13 protein-coding genes are annotated in these 17,813 nt (G+C 73.1%); 8 read left to right on the top strand and 5 right to left on the bottom strand.

What is annotated here, in order from left to right:
- Window positions 1-463: 463 nt before the first annotated feature.
- Window positions 464-4,792: a glycoside hydrolase family 38 C-terminal domain-containing protein gene (locus ABZW11_RS00320; RefSeq protein ID WP_355410991.1), complete on the bottom strand. Its 4,329-nt coding sequence runs from the start codon at window positions 4,790-4,792 to the stop codon at window positions 464-466.
- A gap of 434 nt (window positions 4,793-5,226) precedes the next feature.
- Here ABZW11_RS00320 and ABZW11_RS00325 point away from each other — a divergent pair, with 434 nt between their 5' ends.
- Window positions 5,227-6,078 (top strand): bifunctional methylenetetrahydrofolate dehydrogenase/methenyltetrahydrofolate cyclohydrolase, encoded by an 852-nt coding sequence (locus ABZW11_RS00325; protein ID WP_355410992.1) that lies wholly within the window; start codon window positions 5,227-5,229, stop codon window positions 6,076-6,078.
- A gap of 87 nt (window positions 6,079-6,165) precedes the next feature.
- On the opposite strand, the gene ABZW11_RS00330 is transcribed toward ABZW11_RS00325, so the two are convergent.
- Window positions 6,166-7,197: a helix-turn-helix domain-containing protein gene (locus ABZW11_RS00330; protein WP_355410993.1), complete on the bottom strand. Its 1,032-nt coding sequence runs from the start codon at window positions 7,195-7,197 to the stop codon at window positions 6,166-6,168.
- 119 nt (window positions 7,198-7,316) lie between these two features.
- Here ABZW11_RS00330 and ABZW11_RS00335 point away from each other — a divergent pair, with 119 nt between their 5' ends.
- On the top strand, window positions 7,317-8,183 hold the full coding sequence (locus ABZW11_RS00335; protein ID WP_355410994.1) for an NAD(P)-binding domain-containing protein: 867 nt from the start codon (window positions 7,317-7,319) through the stop codon (window positions 8,181-8,183).
- 117 nt (window positions 8,184-8,300) lie between these two features.
- On the opposite strand, the gene ABZW11_RS00340 is transcribed toward ABZW11_RS00335, so the two are convergent.
- Window positions 8,301-9,071, bottom strand: a complete 771-nt coding sequence (locus tag ABZW11_RS00340; protein WP_355410996.1) for an IclR family transcriptional regulator — start codon at window positions 9,069-9,071, stop codon at window positions 8,301-8,303.
- 104 nt (window positions 9,072-9,175) lie between these two features.
- On the opposite strand from ABZW11_RS00340, the gene ABZW11_RS00345 reads away from it, so the two are divergent.
- The 6 genes from ABZW11_RS00345 to ABZW11_RS00370 are packed head-to-tail and all read left to right on the top strand — an operon-like array spanning window position 9,176 to window position 15,511.
- Window positions 9,176-10,120 (top strand): ABC transporter substrate-binding protein, encoded by a 945-nt coding sequence (locus tag ABZW11_RS00345; protein WP_355410998.1) that lies wholly within the window; start codon window positions 9,176-9,178, stop codon window positions 10,118-10,120.
- Complete coding sequence (locus tag ABZW11_RS00350) at window positions 10,117-10,947, top strand: ABC transporter permease (RefSeq protein ID WP_355411000.1); 831 nt, start codon at window positions 10,117-10,119, stop codon at window positions 10,945-10,947. Before ABZW11_RS00345 ends, ABZW11_RS00350 begins: the two co-directional genes overlap by 4 nt.
- Entirely contained in the window at window positions 10,944-11,693 is a 750-nt protein-coding gene (locus tag ABZW11_RS00355; RefSeq protein WP_355411002.1) for an ABC transporter permease, read from the top strand. Before ABZW11_RS00350 ends, ABZW11_RS00355 begins: the two co-directional genes overlap by 4 nt.
- Window positions 11,686-12,456, top strand: a complete 771-nt coding sequence (locus ABZW11_RS00360) for an ABC transporter ATP-binding protein (RefSeq protein ID WP_355411004.1) — start codon at window positions 11,686-11,688, stop codon at window positions 12,454-12,456. The genes ABZW11_RS00355 and ABZW11_RS00360 overlap by 8 nt, the downstream gene beginning before the upstream one ends.
- Window positions 12,453-14,039 (top strand): thiamine pyrophosphate-dependent enzyme, encoded by a 1,587-nt coding sequence (locus ABZW11_RS00365; protein WP_355411006.1) that lies wholly within the window; start codon window positions 12,453-12,455, stop codon window positions 14,037-14,039. The genes ABZW11_RS00360 and ABZW11_RS00365 overlap by 4 nt, the downstream gene beginning before the upstream one ends.
- Window positions 14,040-14,050: 11 nt before the next feature.
- Complete coding sequence (locus tag ABZW11_RS00370; protein ID WP_355411008.1) at window positions 14,051-15,511, top strand: benzaldehyde dehydrogenase; 1,461 nt, start codon at window positions 14,051-14,053, stop codon at window positions 15,509-15,511.
- Here ABZW11_RS00370 and ABZW11_RS00375 read toward each other — a convergent pair.
- Complete coding sequence (locus tag ABZW11_RS00375; RefSeq protein ID WP_355411010.1) at window positions 15,508-16,368, bottom strand: MurR/RpiR family transcriptional regulator; 861 nt, start codon at window positions 16,366-16,368, stop codon at window positions 15,508-15,510. The two genes, ABZW11_RS00370 and ABZW11_RS00375, sit on opposite strands and share 4 nt — an antisense overlap.
- Window positions 16,365-17,795 carry a glycoside hydrolase family 3 N-terminal domain-containing protein gene (locus ABZW11_RS00380; protein WP_355411012.1) on the bottom strand — a complete coding sequence of 477 codons (1,431 nt, stop codon included), beginning with the start codon at window positions 17,793-17,795 and terminating at the stop codon, window positions 16,365-16,367. Before ABZW11_RS00380 ends, ABZW11_RS00375 begins: the two co-directional genes overlap by 4 nt.
- Between the last annotated feature and the right edge of the window lie 18 nt (window positions 17,796-17,813).

Consider the following 17,813-nt stretch of genomic DNA (forward strand, 5'->3'; position numbering starts at 1 on the left):
GCCGGGGCGTCCGACGCAGCGTGATCTTTGGGCGACAGGGGAGTCAGGGTCGCCTGTGGTCCTGCGGACAGAGTCGGGGTTGTCTGCGGTCCTGCGGAGAGAGTCGAGGTCGTTCGCGGTCCTGCGAACAGGCCGATCTCGGTGGCCGTGGACTCGCAGAGGGCTTCGGTGAGGATGACCTGGGTGAGCCAGCGAGCGAGCTGACGGTCTTCCGAGGTGCCGGGCACGGGAAGGGCCGAGCTGAGCGGGCCGTCCCGGAGGGCGGCGAGGCGAGCGTCAAGGCGTGCGCGAGGGACCGGACGGCCGTCGATCCACCCGATCACCGCAGTCTCCGGTACGCCTCCGGCCACTCCACCGACCTCCATCGCCGAGCGGCCTCCTGTCGGGTCGCCGACCACCGTTGTGGGGCCCTCTCCGGCCGGAACGGCTGCGCTGTTGGGCTTGGTCGCGGGGTTCACCGGTGTCATCGGGTCACCTCCAGGCGTACTGCCGGGGTGTACTGGCAGCGGCCGAACCACATGACCTTGGCCAGGGCCCACGCGTGGCCGGTCGGGTGGTCGTGGGGGACCTGCACCGGGAACGACACGTCGGCGGTCGTCCCTGCCGCCACCGTGAAGCCCTGGATGACCTCCGGGAGCAGGGACCAGGTGCCCCAAGGCGAGGCCAGCTGGGCTTCGCCGCGGATCTCGTCGGCGGTGGTGTTGGTGAGGCGCAGCGTGAGCTGGGCTCGGTCGCCGGGGCTCAGAGTCAGGGAGTCCTCGACGGTGGTGATCGACAAGCCTGTGGGGCGGGCCGTGTCGGCGACGGTGCCGCGGGTCGCCTTGGCGAGCTCGGGTGGGGTGCCGGGGACGGGCAGCTCGGGGGCGGGGCCGATGGCGACCGTGGTGATGTCTTCGACGAGTTGCCCGCCGGTGTGGGTGCGGGCGGAGATGAAGTGCAGGCCGGGCTCGGGGCCGGCGGTGGGCGTCACCGTCACGGGGAAGCGGAGGTGCCCGCCGGAAGTGAGGCGGAACGGGCGGGCGGACGGGGTGGCCGTCCAGCCCTCGGGGACACGGATCTCGGCGACGCCCTCGTGCGCGGTGTCCGTGAGGTGGGAGGCCAGGACGACCTCCACCTCGAACGGCCCCTCCGGCGACTCCACGAGACCCGGCGTGACCGCGATGGAGACCGGGAGGTAGCCCAGGGGTGCCGGACCCTTGTTGTGCAGCCAGTAGCGGCTGTAGACGGGCTGGGCCTGCTCGGTCGTGCGCGCGAGTTCCGGGGCCGTGGACGGGAGCGGGGCCGAGGCGAGGTAGGTGGCGACCTCGAAGCCACCAAGGTCGATGCTCGCAGGCGCAGGCGCAGGCGCAGGCGCAGGCGAGGGGGTGGGGCTTGCGGGCTCATCGATGGCCGCAGCCGTGGTGGCTGCGGAGCCGGAGGAAGCGAGGGAGCCGGGTGCTGGCGGGGTCTGCTCGCTGGGGGCGGTGGGGGTGGCGTTCTCGGTCGTGCGGGTCAGCGCGTTGGAGGTGGGTGTCGTGGGGTGTTCGAGGAGGTTGGCGGGGGTGAGGGTGTGCAGGTCGAGGACAGGTGAGGTCAGCTCGGCCCGGGTGCCCAGGCCGGTGGACTCGATCAGGCGGAGGGTTACGGCGGAGGTTTCCGAGGCTCCTTCGGTGCGGCCGTGGGCGTGGGGGTTGCCGGTGGACTTGAGGGTGCTCAGGAGGACGTCGCGCTCGGGGGACACCGTAAGCAGTGAGTGGACAGGTGGGAGGGAGCCCGTCTGCGGGGTGTCGAGGAGGCGGGTGTGGAGGGGGGTGATGTGTTCCTGGGCGGCGGCGGGCAGGCGCAGGGCGCGCCAGTCGCCGGGGCCCGAGACCAGGGAGTAGGAGAACTCGTGCGTCCAGTGCTGGAGCTGGAAGCCGGAGCCGTCGGGGGTGGTGCGGCGGGGCGGGTCGAGCCAGATGCCGGAGGGCCAGCCGGTGCAGGACCGCATGAGCGACAGGTGCAGGGCGCCGGACGGGTCGACCGCGAACCCGGGCAGCCCGTACGCCAGCAGCGCCACCGTACGGTCCTCAAGGCGCTCGCCGCCCAGCGGGCACACGGCCTCGATGGTCGCGTCGGCGAGGTCGGCCACCAGGTCGGCGATGGAGCCGGTGACGATGAGGGCCGGAAGGGCCCGCAGGTCGCGCAGGTCGGCGCTGGGCTGCCAGGTCTCGGGCAGCGGGCGCTCGGCCGGGATCCAGACGCGGGTGGCCCCCTCGCTCAGCGCCTTCGCGTAGGACTCGTCGGCCCTGGCGAGCAGGTCGGCGGCCACCGGGTTGGTGTCGGGGCCGCCCAGCACGAGGCGTACGTCGGGCAGGTTGGAGTCGACGTCGAGCCAGCCGTAGCGGGTGCCGTCGGCGGAGGAGGTGGTGGCGGTGACGCCGGCCTTGGCCAGGGCCACGACCAGGTCGCGGGCCTGCGGAGCGTCGTCGAGGGCGGGCACCACGACCTCGGCCACGCCGAGCGCGCGTGCGCCCGCCGCGCCCAGATCGACCTTCGCGGTGGCCGAGAGACCGAACCAGGTGTTGGCCGGGTTGTCGAGCGTCCACGGGTGGTGGGCCGTGTCGACGTCGGGCAGCGCGAAACCGCGCCCCACCACGGCCCCCGAGACGTCGGACACCGGCAGCGCGCCCTCCACCCGGGCCGGGAACCGCACGCGCAGCAGCCGGTCGGCGCCGGTGTGGTCGAGGACGCGGGTGGTGAAGTCGATGCGGTCGGAGCCGGCCGGGAGGGTGACGACCTGCTCGTACGTGATCTCGCCGACCTGCCCGGTCACGATCAGCCGCCGGCCCACCGGGCTGACCTCGGCGCGCACACCGGTCGCGGCGGCCGACGACGAGCCCACGACGTGGCCGGTCGGAATGAGGTGCCAGGGCCCCTCGCCCATGTCGGGATGCTGCGGATATTCGTCGTAGAGGCGCAGCTCGTTGCCGGGGCCGGTGAGGACCTCTTGGCCGGTGGTGCGATCGACGATGGAGACGAGGGTGCCGCCCCTGTCGGGGTCTGCGGTGATCTGCCAGTGGTCGTTCTCGATGGTGACGCCGGACGCCGGTTGCCACGTCTCGGGGGTGCCGGGCACCACGTGGTACGTGCGCCAGCCCATCGACGGCACGTCGCGGGCCAGGAACGTGAGCATGCCGCCCTCCGCCACGGCGGGCACCGGCGCCCCGGAAGGGTCGGCCGGCAGGTGACCCTCGGGCAGGGCGGCCGTCGCCAGGCCGTCACGCGCGAACGGCAGCGTGTTGGCGACGAGCAGCCCCGGCGCGTCGGTCGTGACCTGGGCGGACAGGGCCGACAGGGCGTTGTCGCGGGCCTCGGCGGCCAGGTCGTACGCCTCGCGCCAGCCGGTCAGCAGGTCGATGTAGACCTGGTCGGACTCGGAGCCGGTGATGGCGTCGTGGTGGGCGCCGTAGGCGAGCTGCCGCCACACCTTGTCGAGCGCCGTGTGCGGGTAGCCGCCCAGCCCCAGCACATGGGCGAACGTCGCCAGCCGCTCCGCGTCGAGCGCCGCCACCTCGGCCGCGCGCTGGGCCTGCTTGGTGTCGATGTAGGAGACGTCTTTCCCGGTGTAGATCGGGTTCATGTCGCGCGTCTGGGGGCTGTAGGACGACAGCCCGGCGCGTACGGCGTCGAGGAAGTCACGCGGGACGGCGCACACGAACCTGGGCCACACGTAGCGGGACGCCCACGTGCGGTGGATGTCGGTCACCCACTTGTTGGGCGGGGTGTAGTCGGTGCCGACCGGGAGCAGGATGTTCTTCGTCGCGGCCACCGGCTTGAGTGAGCGGTAGAGGTCGTAGACCGCCTGGCAGGCGTCCTCAAGGGACGGTGACGAGTCCATCCACCAGCCCGCGGAGTAATGAGCCGGCATGTAGTGGGTCAGCACGCCCTGGCCCGACGGCGCGATCCACTCGAACTCGCTCGGGAACTGCATCAGCGCCGCGTCGTTCTTGGCCTCCTTGAAGTTCTTGCTGATGGGACCCCACTGGTGGAACGGGCCGCGCGCCCACGCGCTGGCCGTCAGCCCGGCCGCCGCGAGGTAGCCGGGGAACTGCGGGTCGTGGCCGAACACGTCGAGCTGCCACGCCGTGCGCGGGTCGCCGCCGAGGATGTCGCGCTGGTAGCCGATGCCGTAGACGAGGTTGCGGATCGTGGTCTCGGCACCGGTGAGGTTGGTGTTGGGTTCGTTGTACGTGCCGCCGACCAGCTCCACCCGGCCCTCGGCCATGAGGGCACTGAGATCGGCCCGGCGCTCGGGATGGGTGTCGAAGAACGGCTTGAGGTAGTCGACCTCGGCCAGCACGAACCGGTAGTCGGGGTCGCGCAGCGCCAGCTCGATGTGGGCCTCGACCAGGGCGAACGCGTTGCCCTCCCAGAGTGGCCTGGTGGTGGCGTCGGCCGACAGCAGCTCCCACGGGCTGGTGTAGGCGGCCTGCGTGTTCCACCACACGGGGTCGTAGTGGAAGTGGGACACCATGAACATCGTCCAGCCCGGCTCTTCGGCCGTGACCTCGACCTCCAGCTCCTCGCCGTCGAGGGTGAGCAGGCAGGGCAGGGTCGTGCCCGGCTGGGCCGACACCTCCAGCGGGACCTCGTGCACGCCCGCTTCCGGCGGGATCGTGACGTTCCCGGCCAACCGGACGCCCGCGCCGCGCAGCTCCAGCGACGACTCGCGCTCGCCTGCCGCCACGGTGACGCGCAGGACTTGGTGCGGCTCTTCCTGGGAGCCGACGAACAGGTCGGTGGACTCGGCGGACAAGAGGCGGAACGGCAAGGGGGACCTCCGGACGCGTGGTGCTGGCGCCGAAAACACTAAGCCTTCGCCGAATCGATGACAACGATGTCAGCCCTTGGCTGTGGGCAACCCGCCCCGGCCCCTGGTGATCTGTGGATGAGTCACCGGGAATGACGGCAACCGGTACACCACGACGGGCCGCGTCCCGCCGGTGCGGGCCGATATGGGGTGGTCGTCCTCTGGGAGTCGGCCGCCACCCCTTCGGGGGGCGGGACGGCGGCGCGGGGGTGGTTGGCGGTCGGAACCGGGGCTCGGCATCCGGCGGGGTGGGGGTGGCCGGTGGCTGGGATCGGGTGTGCGGGATCTGGTGGTGTGGGGTGGTCGGGCTGGGGGGCTTGGCGTCCGTGGCAGCGTCCGTGGCCGGGGGTGCGGGGTGGTGCGGGGGAGGTCAGGGGGCATGACAGGATTGCGGCATGAGCGCTGTGAAACTCGATGGCAAGGCCACCGCCGCAAAGATCAAGGCAGATCTCACCAAGCGGGTGGCCGCGCTCAAGGAACGCGGGATCACGCCGGGCCTGGGCACCGTTCTGGTGGGGGACGACCCCGGTAGCCAGATCTATGTCGCGGGCAAGCACCGCGACTGCGCGGAGGTGGGCATCGCCTCCATCCGCGTCGATCTGCCGGCCACCGCGTCCCAGGCCGACGTCGAGGCGGCCATCGACGAGCTCAACGCCTCACCGGCGTGCACCGGCTACATCGTGCAGCTCCCCCTGCCCAAGCACCTCGACACGATGGCGCTGCTGGAGCGCATCGACCCGGCCAAGGACGCCGACGGGCTGCACCCGGTCAACCTCGGGCGGCTCGTGCACATGGTGGACGCGCCGCTGCCCTGCACGCCGCACGGCATCGTGCTGCTGCTGCGCGAGTACGGCGTGCCGATCAAGGGGGCCGAGGTCGCCGTGGTCGGTCGCGGCATCACGGTGGGGCGCTCGCTCGGGCTGCTGCTGACCCGGCGCAGCGAGAACGCCACGGTGACCCTCTGCCACACCGGCACCCAGGATCTGGCCGCCCACGTGCGGAGGGCCGACATCGTCGTGGCGGCGGCCGGCGTGCCCGAGCTGATCACGCGCGACATGGTCAAGCCGGGGGCCGCCGTGCTCGACGTCGGGGTCTCCCGGGTGGCGGGCAAGATCGCCGGGGACGTGGCTCCGGACGTCGAAGAGGTCGCCGGTTACCTCACGCCCAACCCGGGCGGCGTCGGCCCGATGACCCGCGCCCTGCTCCTCGCCAACGTCGTCGAGGCCGCCGAACGCCGGCTCGCCTGACCTCGGCGCCCCGGGCCCGGGCCCGCCCTGGGCCCGGAGCCCATGGGGCACCTGAGTTCTCGGGGAACCTGCGGCGGCGTCCGCGCTCTAAGACGATGACCGCACTGGGTGGCGCGGTGAGCGTTGCGGGCGGCCCAGGTCCGTGGAAGGGCAGGGAAACGCGCGGCGATACTCGGTGGGCGTCACCCCGAGGTGTGCCGCGAAATGATGGCGGAGGTTGTTCGCACCGCCGAGCCCGCTGCGTTCGCTGATCTGCTCGATGGACAGATCGGTGGTCTCCAGGAGCTGCTGAGCGCGGGCGAGCCGCTGGTGGAGCAGCCACTTCATCGGGCTGGTGCCGGTCGCCGCCCGCAGGTTGCGGTGGAAGCTGCGTACGCTCATCCCCGCGCGGGCGGCCAGGTCCTCGACGGTGAGCGGGGCGTCGAGGTGCTCCAGCGCCCAGTGCAGGACGGGGGCGATCCCGTCGTCGGTCACGTCGACGGCGCGCTCCACGAACTGGGCCTGGCCGCCCGGCCGGTGGGCGGGCACCACGAGACGGCGGGCGAGCTGGTTGGCCACCCGCGCGCCGAGATCGCGGCGGACGATGTGCAGGCACAGGTCGAGCCCGCCGCTGAGCCCGGCGCTGGTGAGCACGTCGCCGTCGTCGACGTACAGGACCGAGTCGTCCACCCGCACCTGCGGGTACCGTTCGGCCAGCTCGCGGGTGTGCTCCCAATGGGCGGTGGCGGGACGGCCGTCGAGGAGGCCCGCGGCGGCGAGCGCGAACACGCCGTTGCAGAGCGAGACCATCCGCGCGCCCGCGGCGCCCGCGCGGCGGAGGGCGTCGAGCAGTTCCGGGGGCAGGTCGCGGTCGCCCCGCATGTACGCCTCCGGCACGACCTGGACGATCACGGTGTCCGCCCGCTCCAGCTCCTCCAGCCCGTACGGCGCGTTGCAGGTGAACCCCGGCACCGAGGAGGTCGTCCCGGGGCGCATCCCGACCACCCGCAGGTCGTACCACGGGTCCGCGAGGTCGCTGTGGTCCACGCCGAAGACCGCCGTGGCGATGCCCAGCTCGTACATGTCCCACATGGAGAGGGCGTCGTCGATCACGACGAGCGCCACGGTGCCGGCACTCACGGCGCTCACCCTATGGCAGGAATTTGGTGAATGTCGGCACTCCTGCCAATGTCGGCCGCCGGCTTGCGTCGTCATCATGGTGGCCCGTCACCATCGAAACGGACAGAAAGCGACAGACAATGGCAGAAACGCCGGTAACCGTCATCGGCATGGGCATGATGGGCCGGGCGCTGGCCGCCGCCTTCCTGAAGGCGGGCCACCCCACGACCATCTGGAACCGCACGCCGGGCAGGGCGCAGGCCCTGGTCGAGGCGGGCGCGAGCGAGGCCCCGACGGTGGGCGCCGCCGTCGCCGCCGCCCCGCTCGTCATCGTCTGCGTACGGGACTACGACGCCGTACGCGACCTGCTCGCCCCGGCGGAAACGGAGCTGTCCGGCCGCGCCCTGGTGAATCTCACGTCGGGCGCGTCCGACGAGGCCCGCACGATGGCCGGCTGGGCGGCAGAACGCGGGGCCGAGTACCTGGACGGGGCGATCATGATGACCCCGCCCGGCATCGGCGCGCCGGAGACGGTCATCCTGTACGGAGGTCCGACCGCCGCGTACGAGGCGTACGAGCAGACCCTGCGGGTGCTGGGCGGCGGCACCACGCTCATCAGCACCGACGTCGGCCTGCCGGCGTTGTACGACGTCGCGCTGCTCGGGATCATGTGGTCGACGTTCAACGGCTTCATGCACGGCGCGGCGCTCCTGGGCACCGAGAAGATCGCGGCCACCGACTTCCTGCCGATGGCCACGGACTGGCTCAAGGGGGTGGCGTCGTTCCTGACGGCCTACGCCCACCAGATCGACGCGAACTCCTTCGCCGCCGACGACGCCACCCTGGAGACCCAGGTCCCGCCGGTCCGGCACCTCATCCACGAGAGCCGGATGCGCGGCATCGACCCCACCATGGCGGAGTACACCGGCGAGCTGCTCGCCGAGGCGATCGACCGCGGGCACGCCCTCGACAGCTACGCCCGCATCATCGACCACTTCCGGAGGTGAACGCCGTCAGGGGCTCGTGTAGTGGTGGAGGAGGGCGGGTTCGCCGGCCGCGTTGAGCCAGCAGGGGGTGCCGGGCCCTGATGCGGAGCCAGACGCCGTGCGTCCGAGGGCGGCGGGTCAGGTGGGGGTCACGGACAGCGAGGCCAGGTCGGACTCGATCTTGGCGGCCGTGGCGAGCAGGGGCGGGAGGAGGTCGCGGCGTACGGCCTGCAGGCTCGTACGGCTGGCGTGCGTGGACACGTTCACCGCCGCCACCGTCCGCCCCGACCGGTCCATGATGGGCGCCGCGATCGACCTCAACCCCTCCTCCAGCTCCTGGTCCACCATCGCCCACCCGCGGCCCCGCACCTCGTCGAGCTCGGCCCGCAAGGCGGCGGGCAGGACGATGGTGCGGGAGGTGAGCCGGCGCAGCTCGGCCCGCTCCAGGTAGGCGTCCAGCTCGGCGGCGGGCAGCCCGGCGAGCAGCACCCGCCCCATCGAGGTGCAGTACGCGGGGAAGCGAGTGCCGATGTTGATCGTGACGCGCATGATCCGGGCGGTGGCCACTCGCGCCACGTAAACGACGTCCTCCCCGTCCAGCACGGCGACGGAGGCGGACTCGCGGACCTCGGCGGCGAGCCGTTCGAGATGGGGGTCGGCGACCTCGGGCAGGGACAGGCTGGACAGGTAGGCGTAGCCGAGCTCCAGCACCCGCGGCGTGAGCGCGAACAGCCGCCCGTCGGTGCGCACGTAACCCAGATCGGTCAGCGTGATGAGGAACCGCCTGGCCGCCGCCCTGCTCAGCCCGGTCGCGCGGGCCACCTGGCTGAGCGTCAGCTCGGGCTGGGCGGCGCTGAACGCCCGGATCACCGCGAGCCCGCGGGCGAGCGACTGCACGTGATCGACCATGAGCTGCCCCCTTGACAGCGGCGGGCAAGAGCGTAGCTTCCGCGATACGGGGTCGTTCGGTCAGAGAATACCTGTGCGCACAGCGAACAGAAAGAGGAGCAGTCGTGCGTCGCGCTCTTGTGATCCTCACCTGCACCGCCGCACTCGCGGCAGCCTGTGGCACGTCGGAACCGACCGGAGGGTCCACTGGCTCCGGGCCCGCCAAGGTCAACGCGGGCGTCATCGCCATCGTCGACACCGCGCCGATCCACCTCGGCAAGGCCAAGGGCTTCTTCACCGAGCAGGGCATCGACCTCACCATCACCCCGGTCGCGGGCGGCGCCGCCTCGGTGTCGGGCGCGGTGAGCGGGCAGTTCCAGTTCGCCTTCGCCAACACGACGTCGCTGCTGACCGCCAAGCAGCAGGGCCTGGACGTGAAGGTGGTGGCGAATGGCGTCTCCTCGACGGGCGAGCAGGGCGAGGACTTCAGCGCGGTGCTGGTGAAGCCGGGCAGCCCGATCAGGACGGCCAAGGACCTGGCGGGCAAGAAGATCTCGGTCAACCAGCTCAAGAACATCGGCGACACGACCGTACGCGCGTCCGTGCGCAAGGCCGGCGGCGACCCGAGCGGCATCGAGTTCGTCGAGCTGCCCTTCCCCGACGCGCCCGCCGCGCTGCAGAGCGACCGGGTGGACGCGATCTGGGTGGTCGAGCCGTTCGTCAGCCAGGCCATCAGCCAGGGCGCCCGGCCGGTGGCGTGGAACTTCGCCGACGCCGCACCCGACCTGACCGTGGCCATGTACTTCACCACCGGCCGCGCCGACCCCGACCTGACCCGCCGTTTCACGGCCGCGATGCGCAGGTCCCTGGAGTACGCCGACGGCCACCCTGACGAGGTGCGCGAGGTGCTGAAGACGTACACGAAGATCGCGCCTGAGGTGATCGCGCAGATCAAGCTGCCGAAGTGGCCGGTCGAGGTGAACAAGGCGTCCGTGCAGACCATCGCGGACCTGGCGCTGGCCGACGGGGTGCTGCAGGACGAGGTGGACGTCTCGGAGCTGGTGCCGTGAGGGGCGCGGACGGTCGGCCCGCCCGGCCCGCGTACGGCGCCGCGGGTCTGACCGGCCTGCCCGCCCGGCTGGCGTACGGCGCCGCGGGTCTGACCGGGCTGCTGCTCCTGACGGAGGCGGCGCCCAGGCTCGGCCTGGTGGACGAGCGGTTCCTGCCGCCCGCCACGGTCATCCTCGGCACGCTGGCCGGGCAGCTCGCCACCGCCGAGCTGTGGATCGCGCTGGCCGAGACCCTGCGCGGCTGGGCGATCGGGCTGGCGCTGGCGTTCTGCGCGGCGGTCGGCGCGGGCGTGCTGATCGGCGTGGTGCCGGGGCTGCGCGCGCTGACGAACTCGACGGTGGAGTTCCTGCGGCCGATCCCGTCGGTGGCCCTGGTGCCGCTGGCGACGCTGCTGTTCGGGCCCTCGCTGGGCTCGACGCTGCTGCTCGTCGTCTACGCCGCGTTCTGGCAGGTGCTCATCCAGGTCCTGTACGGCGTCGCCGCCGTGGACGCGGTCGCCCACGACACGGCCAGGTCGTACGGATTGTCGGCCTGGTCGCGCATCAGGCACCTGGTGTGGCCGACCGCGCTGCCGTACGTCATGACCGGCCTCAGGCTGGCCGCGGCGGTGGCGTTCATCCTGGCGGTGACGGCGGAGCTGGTCATCGGCAGCCCTGGGCTCGGCGCGGAGATCCAGGTCGCGCAGAGCAGCGGCGCGGTGCCGTCCGTCTATGCGCTGATCGTGCTGTCCGGCCTGGTCGGCATCGCGGTCAACGCGGCCGTACGGCTGCTGGAGCGCCGGGTGCTGGCCTGGCATCCCGCCGTGCGCTCGGAGGTGGCCGCGTGAGGGCGATCAGGCTGCTGGCGCTGCCCGCCCTGCTGGTCCTGGTCTGGTGGGCGGTCGGCGGTGCCACGTTCTACCTGCCGGGGCCGGCCGCCGTGGGCCGGGCGTTCGCCGGGACGTGGTTCTCCGAGCGGCTGACCGAGGACGTGCTGCCGTCGGCCGGCCGGCTGCTCGCGGGCTATGCCGTGGCCGGGCTGCTCGGCGTCGGGCTGGGCGTGCCGATCGGGCTGTCGCGGCGGCTGCGGGCGACGCTGGAGCCGGTGCTGGAGTTCTTCCGCGCGATCCCGCCGCCGGTGCTGGTGCCGTTGATCATGCTGCTGGCGGGCATCGACACGCCGATGAAGGTGCTGGTCATCGTCTCGGGCTGCCTCTGGCCGATCCTGCTCAACACCGTGGAGGGCGTACGCGCGCTGGACGAGGTGCTCGCCGACACCTGCCGCATGTACGGCGTGCGCGGAGCTTCCAGGATGCGGCGTTTCGTGCTGCGCGGCGCGAGCCCGCAGATCATGACCGGGCTGCGGCAGGCGCTGTCGATCGGCATCATCCTCATGGTCATCAGCGAGATGTTCGCCAGCTCCAGCGGCCTCGGGTTCACGATCGTGCTGTTCCAGCGGCAGTTCCAGATCGCCGAGATGTGGAGCGGCATCCTGCTGCTCGGGCTGCTCGGCCTGGGGCTGTCGGCGCTGTTCCGCGTGGTGGAGCGGCGGGTGCTGGCCTGGTACCACGGGGGTGGAGCGGCCCGTGCTTGAGATCTCCGGCCTGCACAAGGTCTATGCGAGCCCAGGTCGCAGCGTCGAGGCGATCGGCGAGGTGACGTTCGAGGTCGGCGCGGGCGAGCTGGTCTGCGTGGTCGGCCCTTCTGGCTGCGGCAAGACGACGCTGCTGCGCTGCGTGGCCGGGCTGCTGCCGGCGACCGGCGGCGAGGTGCGCGTGGCCGGCGTGCCGGTGACGGGCCCGCCGCCGCGCATGGCCGTGGTCTTCCAGGAGTACGCCCGCAGCCTCTTCCCGTGGATGACCGTGCGCCAGAACGTCGAGCTGCCGCTGAAGGAGAAGCGGCTGTCCGCGGCCAGGCGGCGGGAGCTGGTCGCCGAGTCCCTCGGGGCGGTCGGGCTCGCCGACGCCGCGGACGCGCATCCCTGGCAGCTGTCCGGCGGCATGCAGCAGCGGGTGGCGATCGCGCGGGCGGTCGCGTACGAGCCGCAGGTGCTGCTCATGGACGAGCCGTTCGCCGCCGTGGACGCCCAGACCAGGGCCGACCTGGAGGACCTCATCCTGCGGTTGTGGCGCGACCTCGGCGTCACCACGCTCTTCGTCACCCACGACATCGACGAGGCCGTCTACCTCGGGCAGCGCGTGATCGTGCTCTCGTCGTCCCCGACCACGGTCATGGAGGACCTCAAGATCGACCTGCCGCCGGAACGCGACCAGCTCACCACCCGGTCCCTGGCGCGTTTCGGCGAGCTGCGCGGGCACGTCTACCGGCAGATCCAGCGGGCGAGGGGGAAACGATGACCACCGTCAAGGAAGCCGTCTTCGACGTGCTGCGCCGCCACGGGCTGACCACGCTGTTCTGCAACCCGGGCTCCACCGAGGTGGCGCTGCTCACGGGGCTGCCCGACGACCTGCGCTTCGTGCTGGCCCTGCACGAGGGCTCGGTCGTCGGCATGGCCACCGGCTGGGCGATCGGGCGCGACGCGCCCGCGCTCGCCGTGCTGCACACCACCGCCGGGCTGGGCAACGCCGTCGGCGCCATCGCGACCGCGCGCGAGAACCGGGCGCCGCTCGTCGTGCTCGTCGGGCAGCAGGACCGCCGGCACCTGGCGCTGGAGCCGTTCCTGGCCGGGCGGCTCGCGGCGCTGGCGGGCGACTATCCGGTACGGGTCGACCAGCCCGTACGCGCCCAGGACGTGCCAGGCGCGGTCGCCAGGGCCGTGCACGAGGCGCGTACCCACCGGGGGCCCGCGCTGGTCGTGGTGCCGATGGACGACTGGGACGCGCCCTTCGAAGGGGAGATCGTGGCGGCGCCGGCCAGGCTCGTGCGGCCCGCGTCGGTGGCGGACGCCGAGCTGGCCCCGCTGGTGGAGCTGCTGGCCGGGGCCGAGAGGCCGGCGATCGTGGCGGGCGCGGGCGTGCGCGACGGGTGGGACGCGCTCGTGGCGCTGGCCGAGCGGCTGGGGTGCCCGGTGCACCAGGAGTCGTTCGGCGGCCGGGCCGGGTTCCCGCAGGACCATCCCCAGTACGCCGGCGTGCTGCCCGCCGACCGGGCCAGGCTGCGGGAGCGGCTGGCGGCGTACGACGTGGTGCTGGCCGTGGGCGCGCCGGTGTTCCGCCAGTATCCGTACGTGCCGGGGCCGCTGGTGCCGCCCGGCACCGCCGTCGCGCTGGTCACCGACGACCCGGCCGAGGCCCACCGCAGCCCGGCCGACCTGGCCGTCCTGGCCGCGCCGGAAGCCGTCTGCGCCCGCCTGACCGCCCTGCTCCCGCAGCGGCCACGCGCCACGAGCACCGGGCCCGAAGCACAGGAGCACACCACGGACGGCCCGCTCCAGCCCGCCGACGTGCTGCGCGAGCTGGCGCTGCGGCTGCCCGCCGACGCCGCGCTCATCGAGGAGACCCCCTCGGCCCGCCCCGACCTGCACCGCCTCGTCCCCGCCAGGACCTCGCTCGGCTTCCTGTCGGCCGCGATGGGCGGGCTCGGGTTCGCGCTGCCCGCCGCCGTGGGGCTGAAGATGGCGCTGCCCGACCGGCCGGTGGTGGCCGTGGTCGGCGACGGCTCCGCGCTCTACGGCCTGCACGCGCTGTGGAGCGCCGCCCACTACCGGGTGGGCGCCCTGTTCGTGGTGCTGGCCAACGGCAGGTACGCGGTCATGGACCGGCTCGCCGAGCAGCACGGCGGCGGCAAGGCGCCGTGGCCGGCGTTCGACGAGATCGACATGGGCGCGCTGGCCAGTTCGCTCGGCTGCCCGGCCGTCACGATCGGCTCGCACGCCGAGCTGACCGCGGCCCTCGACGACATCATGCCCGTACTGTCCGGCCGCGACAGCCCCCTGCTGCTCGACGTCGCCGTGGCGGTCGATCCGCGGTTCCAGCCCTGAGGAGGCACACCATGACGTTCTTGGACCCGAAGACGTGGACGGGGTCGATCTTCGACGGGAGCTGGACGGCCGCACGGGCCGGTGAGGCGCCCGTCATCGAGCCCGCGACGGGCGACGAACTCGGCAGGGCGGGCACGGCCGGCGCCGAGGACGTGGCGGCTGCCGCCGTACGCGCCAGGCAGGAGCAGCGGGCCTGGGCGGCGACCTCGTACGAGGAGCGGGCCGCCCTGCTGCGCCGCGCGGGCAGGCTGTTCGAGGAGCACGCCCAGGAGATCCAGGACTGGATCGTCAGGGAGTCCGGCGGGGTGCCGGGCAAGGCCGGGTTCGAGATGCACGTGGCAGCCCAGGAGTGCTATGAGGCGGCGGCGCTGGCCAGCCAGCCGGTCGGCGAGATGCTGCCCACGGTGCGCAAGCGGCTCAGCTTCGCCCGCCGGGTGCCGGTCGGCGTGGTGGGCGTGATCGCGCCGTTCAACTTCCCGCTCATCCTCGGCATCAGGTCGGTCGCCCCTGCCCTGGCGCTGGGCAACGCGGTCGTGTTCAAGCCCGACCAGCGCACCGCCGTCTGCGGCGGCTACGCCATCGCCCGCGTCTTCGAGGAGGCGGGGCTGCCCCCTGGGCTGCTGCACGTGCTGCCCGGCGGGCCCGAGGCCGGGCAGGCGCTGGTCGCCGACCCCAACATCCCCGTCATCTCCTTCACCGGCTCGACCGCGGCGGGGCGCAAGGTCGGCGAGGCGGCGGCCCGCGCGCTCAAGCGGGTGCACCTGGAGCTGGGCGGCAACTCGGCGCTGGTGATCTTCGACGACGCCGACCTGGACGCGGCGGCCTCGGCGGGCGCGTGGGCGTCGTTCTTCCACCAGGGCCAGATCTGCATGACCTCGGGACGCCACCTCGTGCACGAGTCGGTGGCCGCCGAGTACGTCGAGCGCCTGGCCGCCAAGGCCGACGGGCTGCCGGTCGGCGACCCGGCCACCGGTCAGGTCGCGCTCGGCCCGCTCATCGACGCCGGGCAGCGCGACCGCGTGCACCGCCTGGTCACCGAGAGCGTGACGGCCGGGGCCAGGCTGGCGGCGGGCGGCTCGTACGAGGGGCTGTTCTACCGGCCGACGGTGCTGGCCGAGGTGCCGGTGCGGGCGCCCGCGTACGCGGAGGAGGTGTTCGGCCCGGTGGCGCCGGTCACCACGTTCTCCACCCTGGAGGAGGCGGCGGCGCTGGCGGCCGACTCCGAGTACGGCCTGTCACTCGGCATCCTCACCAGGGACGTCATGAAGGGCCTGGCGCTGGCCGAGCAGGTGCCGACCGGCATCGTGCACATCAACGACCAGACCGTGGACGACGAGGCGGTGGCGCCGTTCGGCGGCGTGGGCGCCTCGGGCACCGGCAGCCGCTTCGGCGGCACGGGCGCCAACGTCGACGCCTTCACCGAGACGCAGTGGGTCACGGTGCAGGGCGACATCGCCGGTTACCCGTTCTAGCGGTTGCGGTAACGGTCGGTGGCCTCGCGGGTGGCGCGGATGGCGGCTTCAGCGGTCTCGTAGCGCCGCTGCGCCAGCCCGACGAAGATGCAGTCCACGATGAGGAGCTGGCTGATCCTGCTGGCCAGCGCGCCCGGGCGGAACGCCGTCTCGCGGCCCGCGGAGACCAGCGTGTGATCGGCCAGCTCCGCGAGCGACGAGCGCGGATTGTCGGTGATGGCCACCAGCAGGGCGCCCGCCTCCGCGGCGGTGCGGGCCGGCACCAGCACGTCGGGCGTCTCGCCGCTGCAGCTCACGGCCACCACGACGTCGCCGTCGCGGAGCAGGGCCGCGCTGGTCAGCGCGAGGTGGGCGTCGCTGAACGGGTGGCTGGACAGGCCGATGCGCAGGAGTTTCTGCGACATGTCGGTCGCGACCAGGCCCGAGGCGGCGACGCCGTACACGTCGATCCTGCGCGCCTCGGAGATGGCCTTGACGACCTCGCCGAGCCGGTCGGGGTCGAGCTGGGCGGCGGTGTCGGCGAGCGCCTCCGACTCGGCCCGCGCGACCTTGGCGATGACGTCGGTCAGCGGGTCGTCGGGCGCGAGGTCGCCGGGCACCAGCCGCTCGGGCTCCTTGGCGACGGCGGCGGCCAGCGCGAAGCGCATCTGCGAGTACCCGGCGAAGCCGAGGGCCCGCGCGGTGCGCACGATCGTCGCCTCGCTCGTCCCCGACACGGCGCTGAACTCGGTGATCGTGCTGCGCACCACGAGGCCGGGGTCGTCCACGATGAGGCGGGCGATCGACTGCGCGGCGGGGGTGAGCGAGGGCAGGACGGCGCGTACGGCCGCCACCGGGTTCGCCGGCTCGACGCTCATCGGGTCATCCACTCGGCCGCGGCCTGGGCCGACACGCGGGAGATGCCGTGCGTATGGACGTGCGTGCCGCCTTCCGGCGCGGCGGGCACGCCGGTGTCCACCACGAACGCGTCGGGGCGGGCGGCCAGGGCCCGCGCGACCGTCTCGCGCACCTGCGGATGCCTGGCGGCGTCGTGCACCACCAGCACCACGGGACGCTCGCCGAACGCGGGCAGCTCGCCGCCCTGCTCCAGCCGCACCCGTGCGGTGCCCGGCAGCAGGGCGGTCAGCGCGGTGGCGACGCCGGTCGGCGTGTCGGCGTCGATGGCCTTGTTGAGCCGGGTGTTGACCTCGACGACCAGCGGGGCGCTCGTCAGCCTGCCGTCGCCGGTCGTGGTGAGCGCGCGGCGGGCGGCGTCCAGGCCCACGCCCTCGTCCACGTCGCCGTGGGCCTTGGCGCGCAGCTCGGACTGGGCGGCGTACCAGGTGGACAGGGCCCGCACGCGGGCGGCGGCCTCCGCCAGCCGCTCCTCGGCCAGCCGGCCCTCGCGGACCGCCGCGACGATCGCCTCCGCGATCTCGCGCAGGCCGTTCTCGTCGCTCAGGCCGACGCAGATGGCGTCCACGCCGGCGTCGAGCGCGCGTACGGCGATCTCGCCGGGCGGCGCCATGGCGGCCACCGCCCGCATCTCGATCGCGTCGGTGACCAGCATCCCGTCGAAACCGAGCTCGCCCCTCAGGAGCTCGGTCATCACGGTACGGCTGAGCGTCGCGGGCGCCGCAGGATCGAGTGCGGGCACGAGCAGGTGGCCCGACATGATCGAGCGCACCCCCGCCTCGATCGCGGCGCGGAACGGCGGCAGGTCGCGCTCCTGGAGCACCTCCCTGACGGCGTGCACGGTGGGCAGCGCCAGGTGGGAGTCGGTGACCGTGTCGCCGTGCCCGGGGAAGTGCTTGGCGCAGGCGGCCACCCCGGCGCCCTGCACGCCCTCGACGTACGCGGCGGTGTGGCGGGAGACCAGCTCGGCGGCAGGCCCGAACGAGCGCACGCCGATCACGGGGTTGGCCGGGTCGGCGTTCACGTCGGCGGAGGGCGCGTAGTCGAGCGTGATGTCCAGGTCGGCGAGCATCCTGCCGATCTGCCGGCCCACCTGCTCGGTGAGCCGCACGTCGTCCACCACGCCCAGCGCCCTGTTACCCGGGAAGGAGCTGCCGTCCGCCGCTTCGAGCCGGGTGACCGTGCCGCCCTCCTCGTCGATGGCGACGACGACGTCCGGGTTCTCGGCCCGCAACTCGCGGACGAGGTCGGCGCCGATGGCGTTGCGGGCGAACAGCACGACGCCGCCCAGACCCTCGCCCAGCGCGCGGCGCAGCCAGTCGGGAGCAGAGGTCCCCTCGAACCCCGGATGCAGCACCGTCATCGCCAGTCTGTACAGGTCACCGCTCATCGGCATTTTCCTTCACGG

Source organism: Nonomuraea sp. NPDC004580 (genome assembly GCF_040609855.1).
Classification (GTDB): Bacteria; Actinomycetota; Actinomycetes; order Streptosporangiales; family Streptosporangiaceae; genus Nonomuraea; species Nonomuraea salmonea.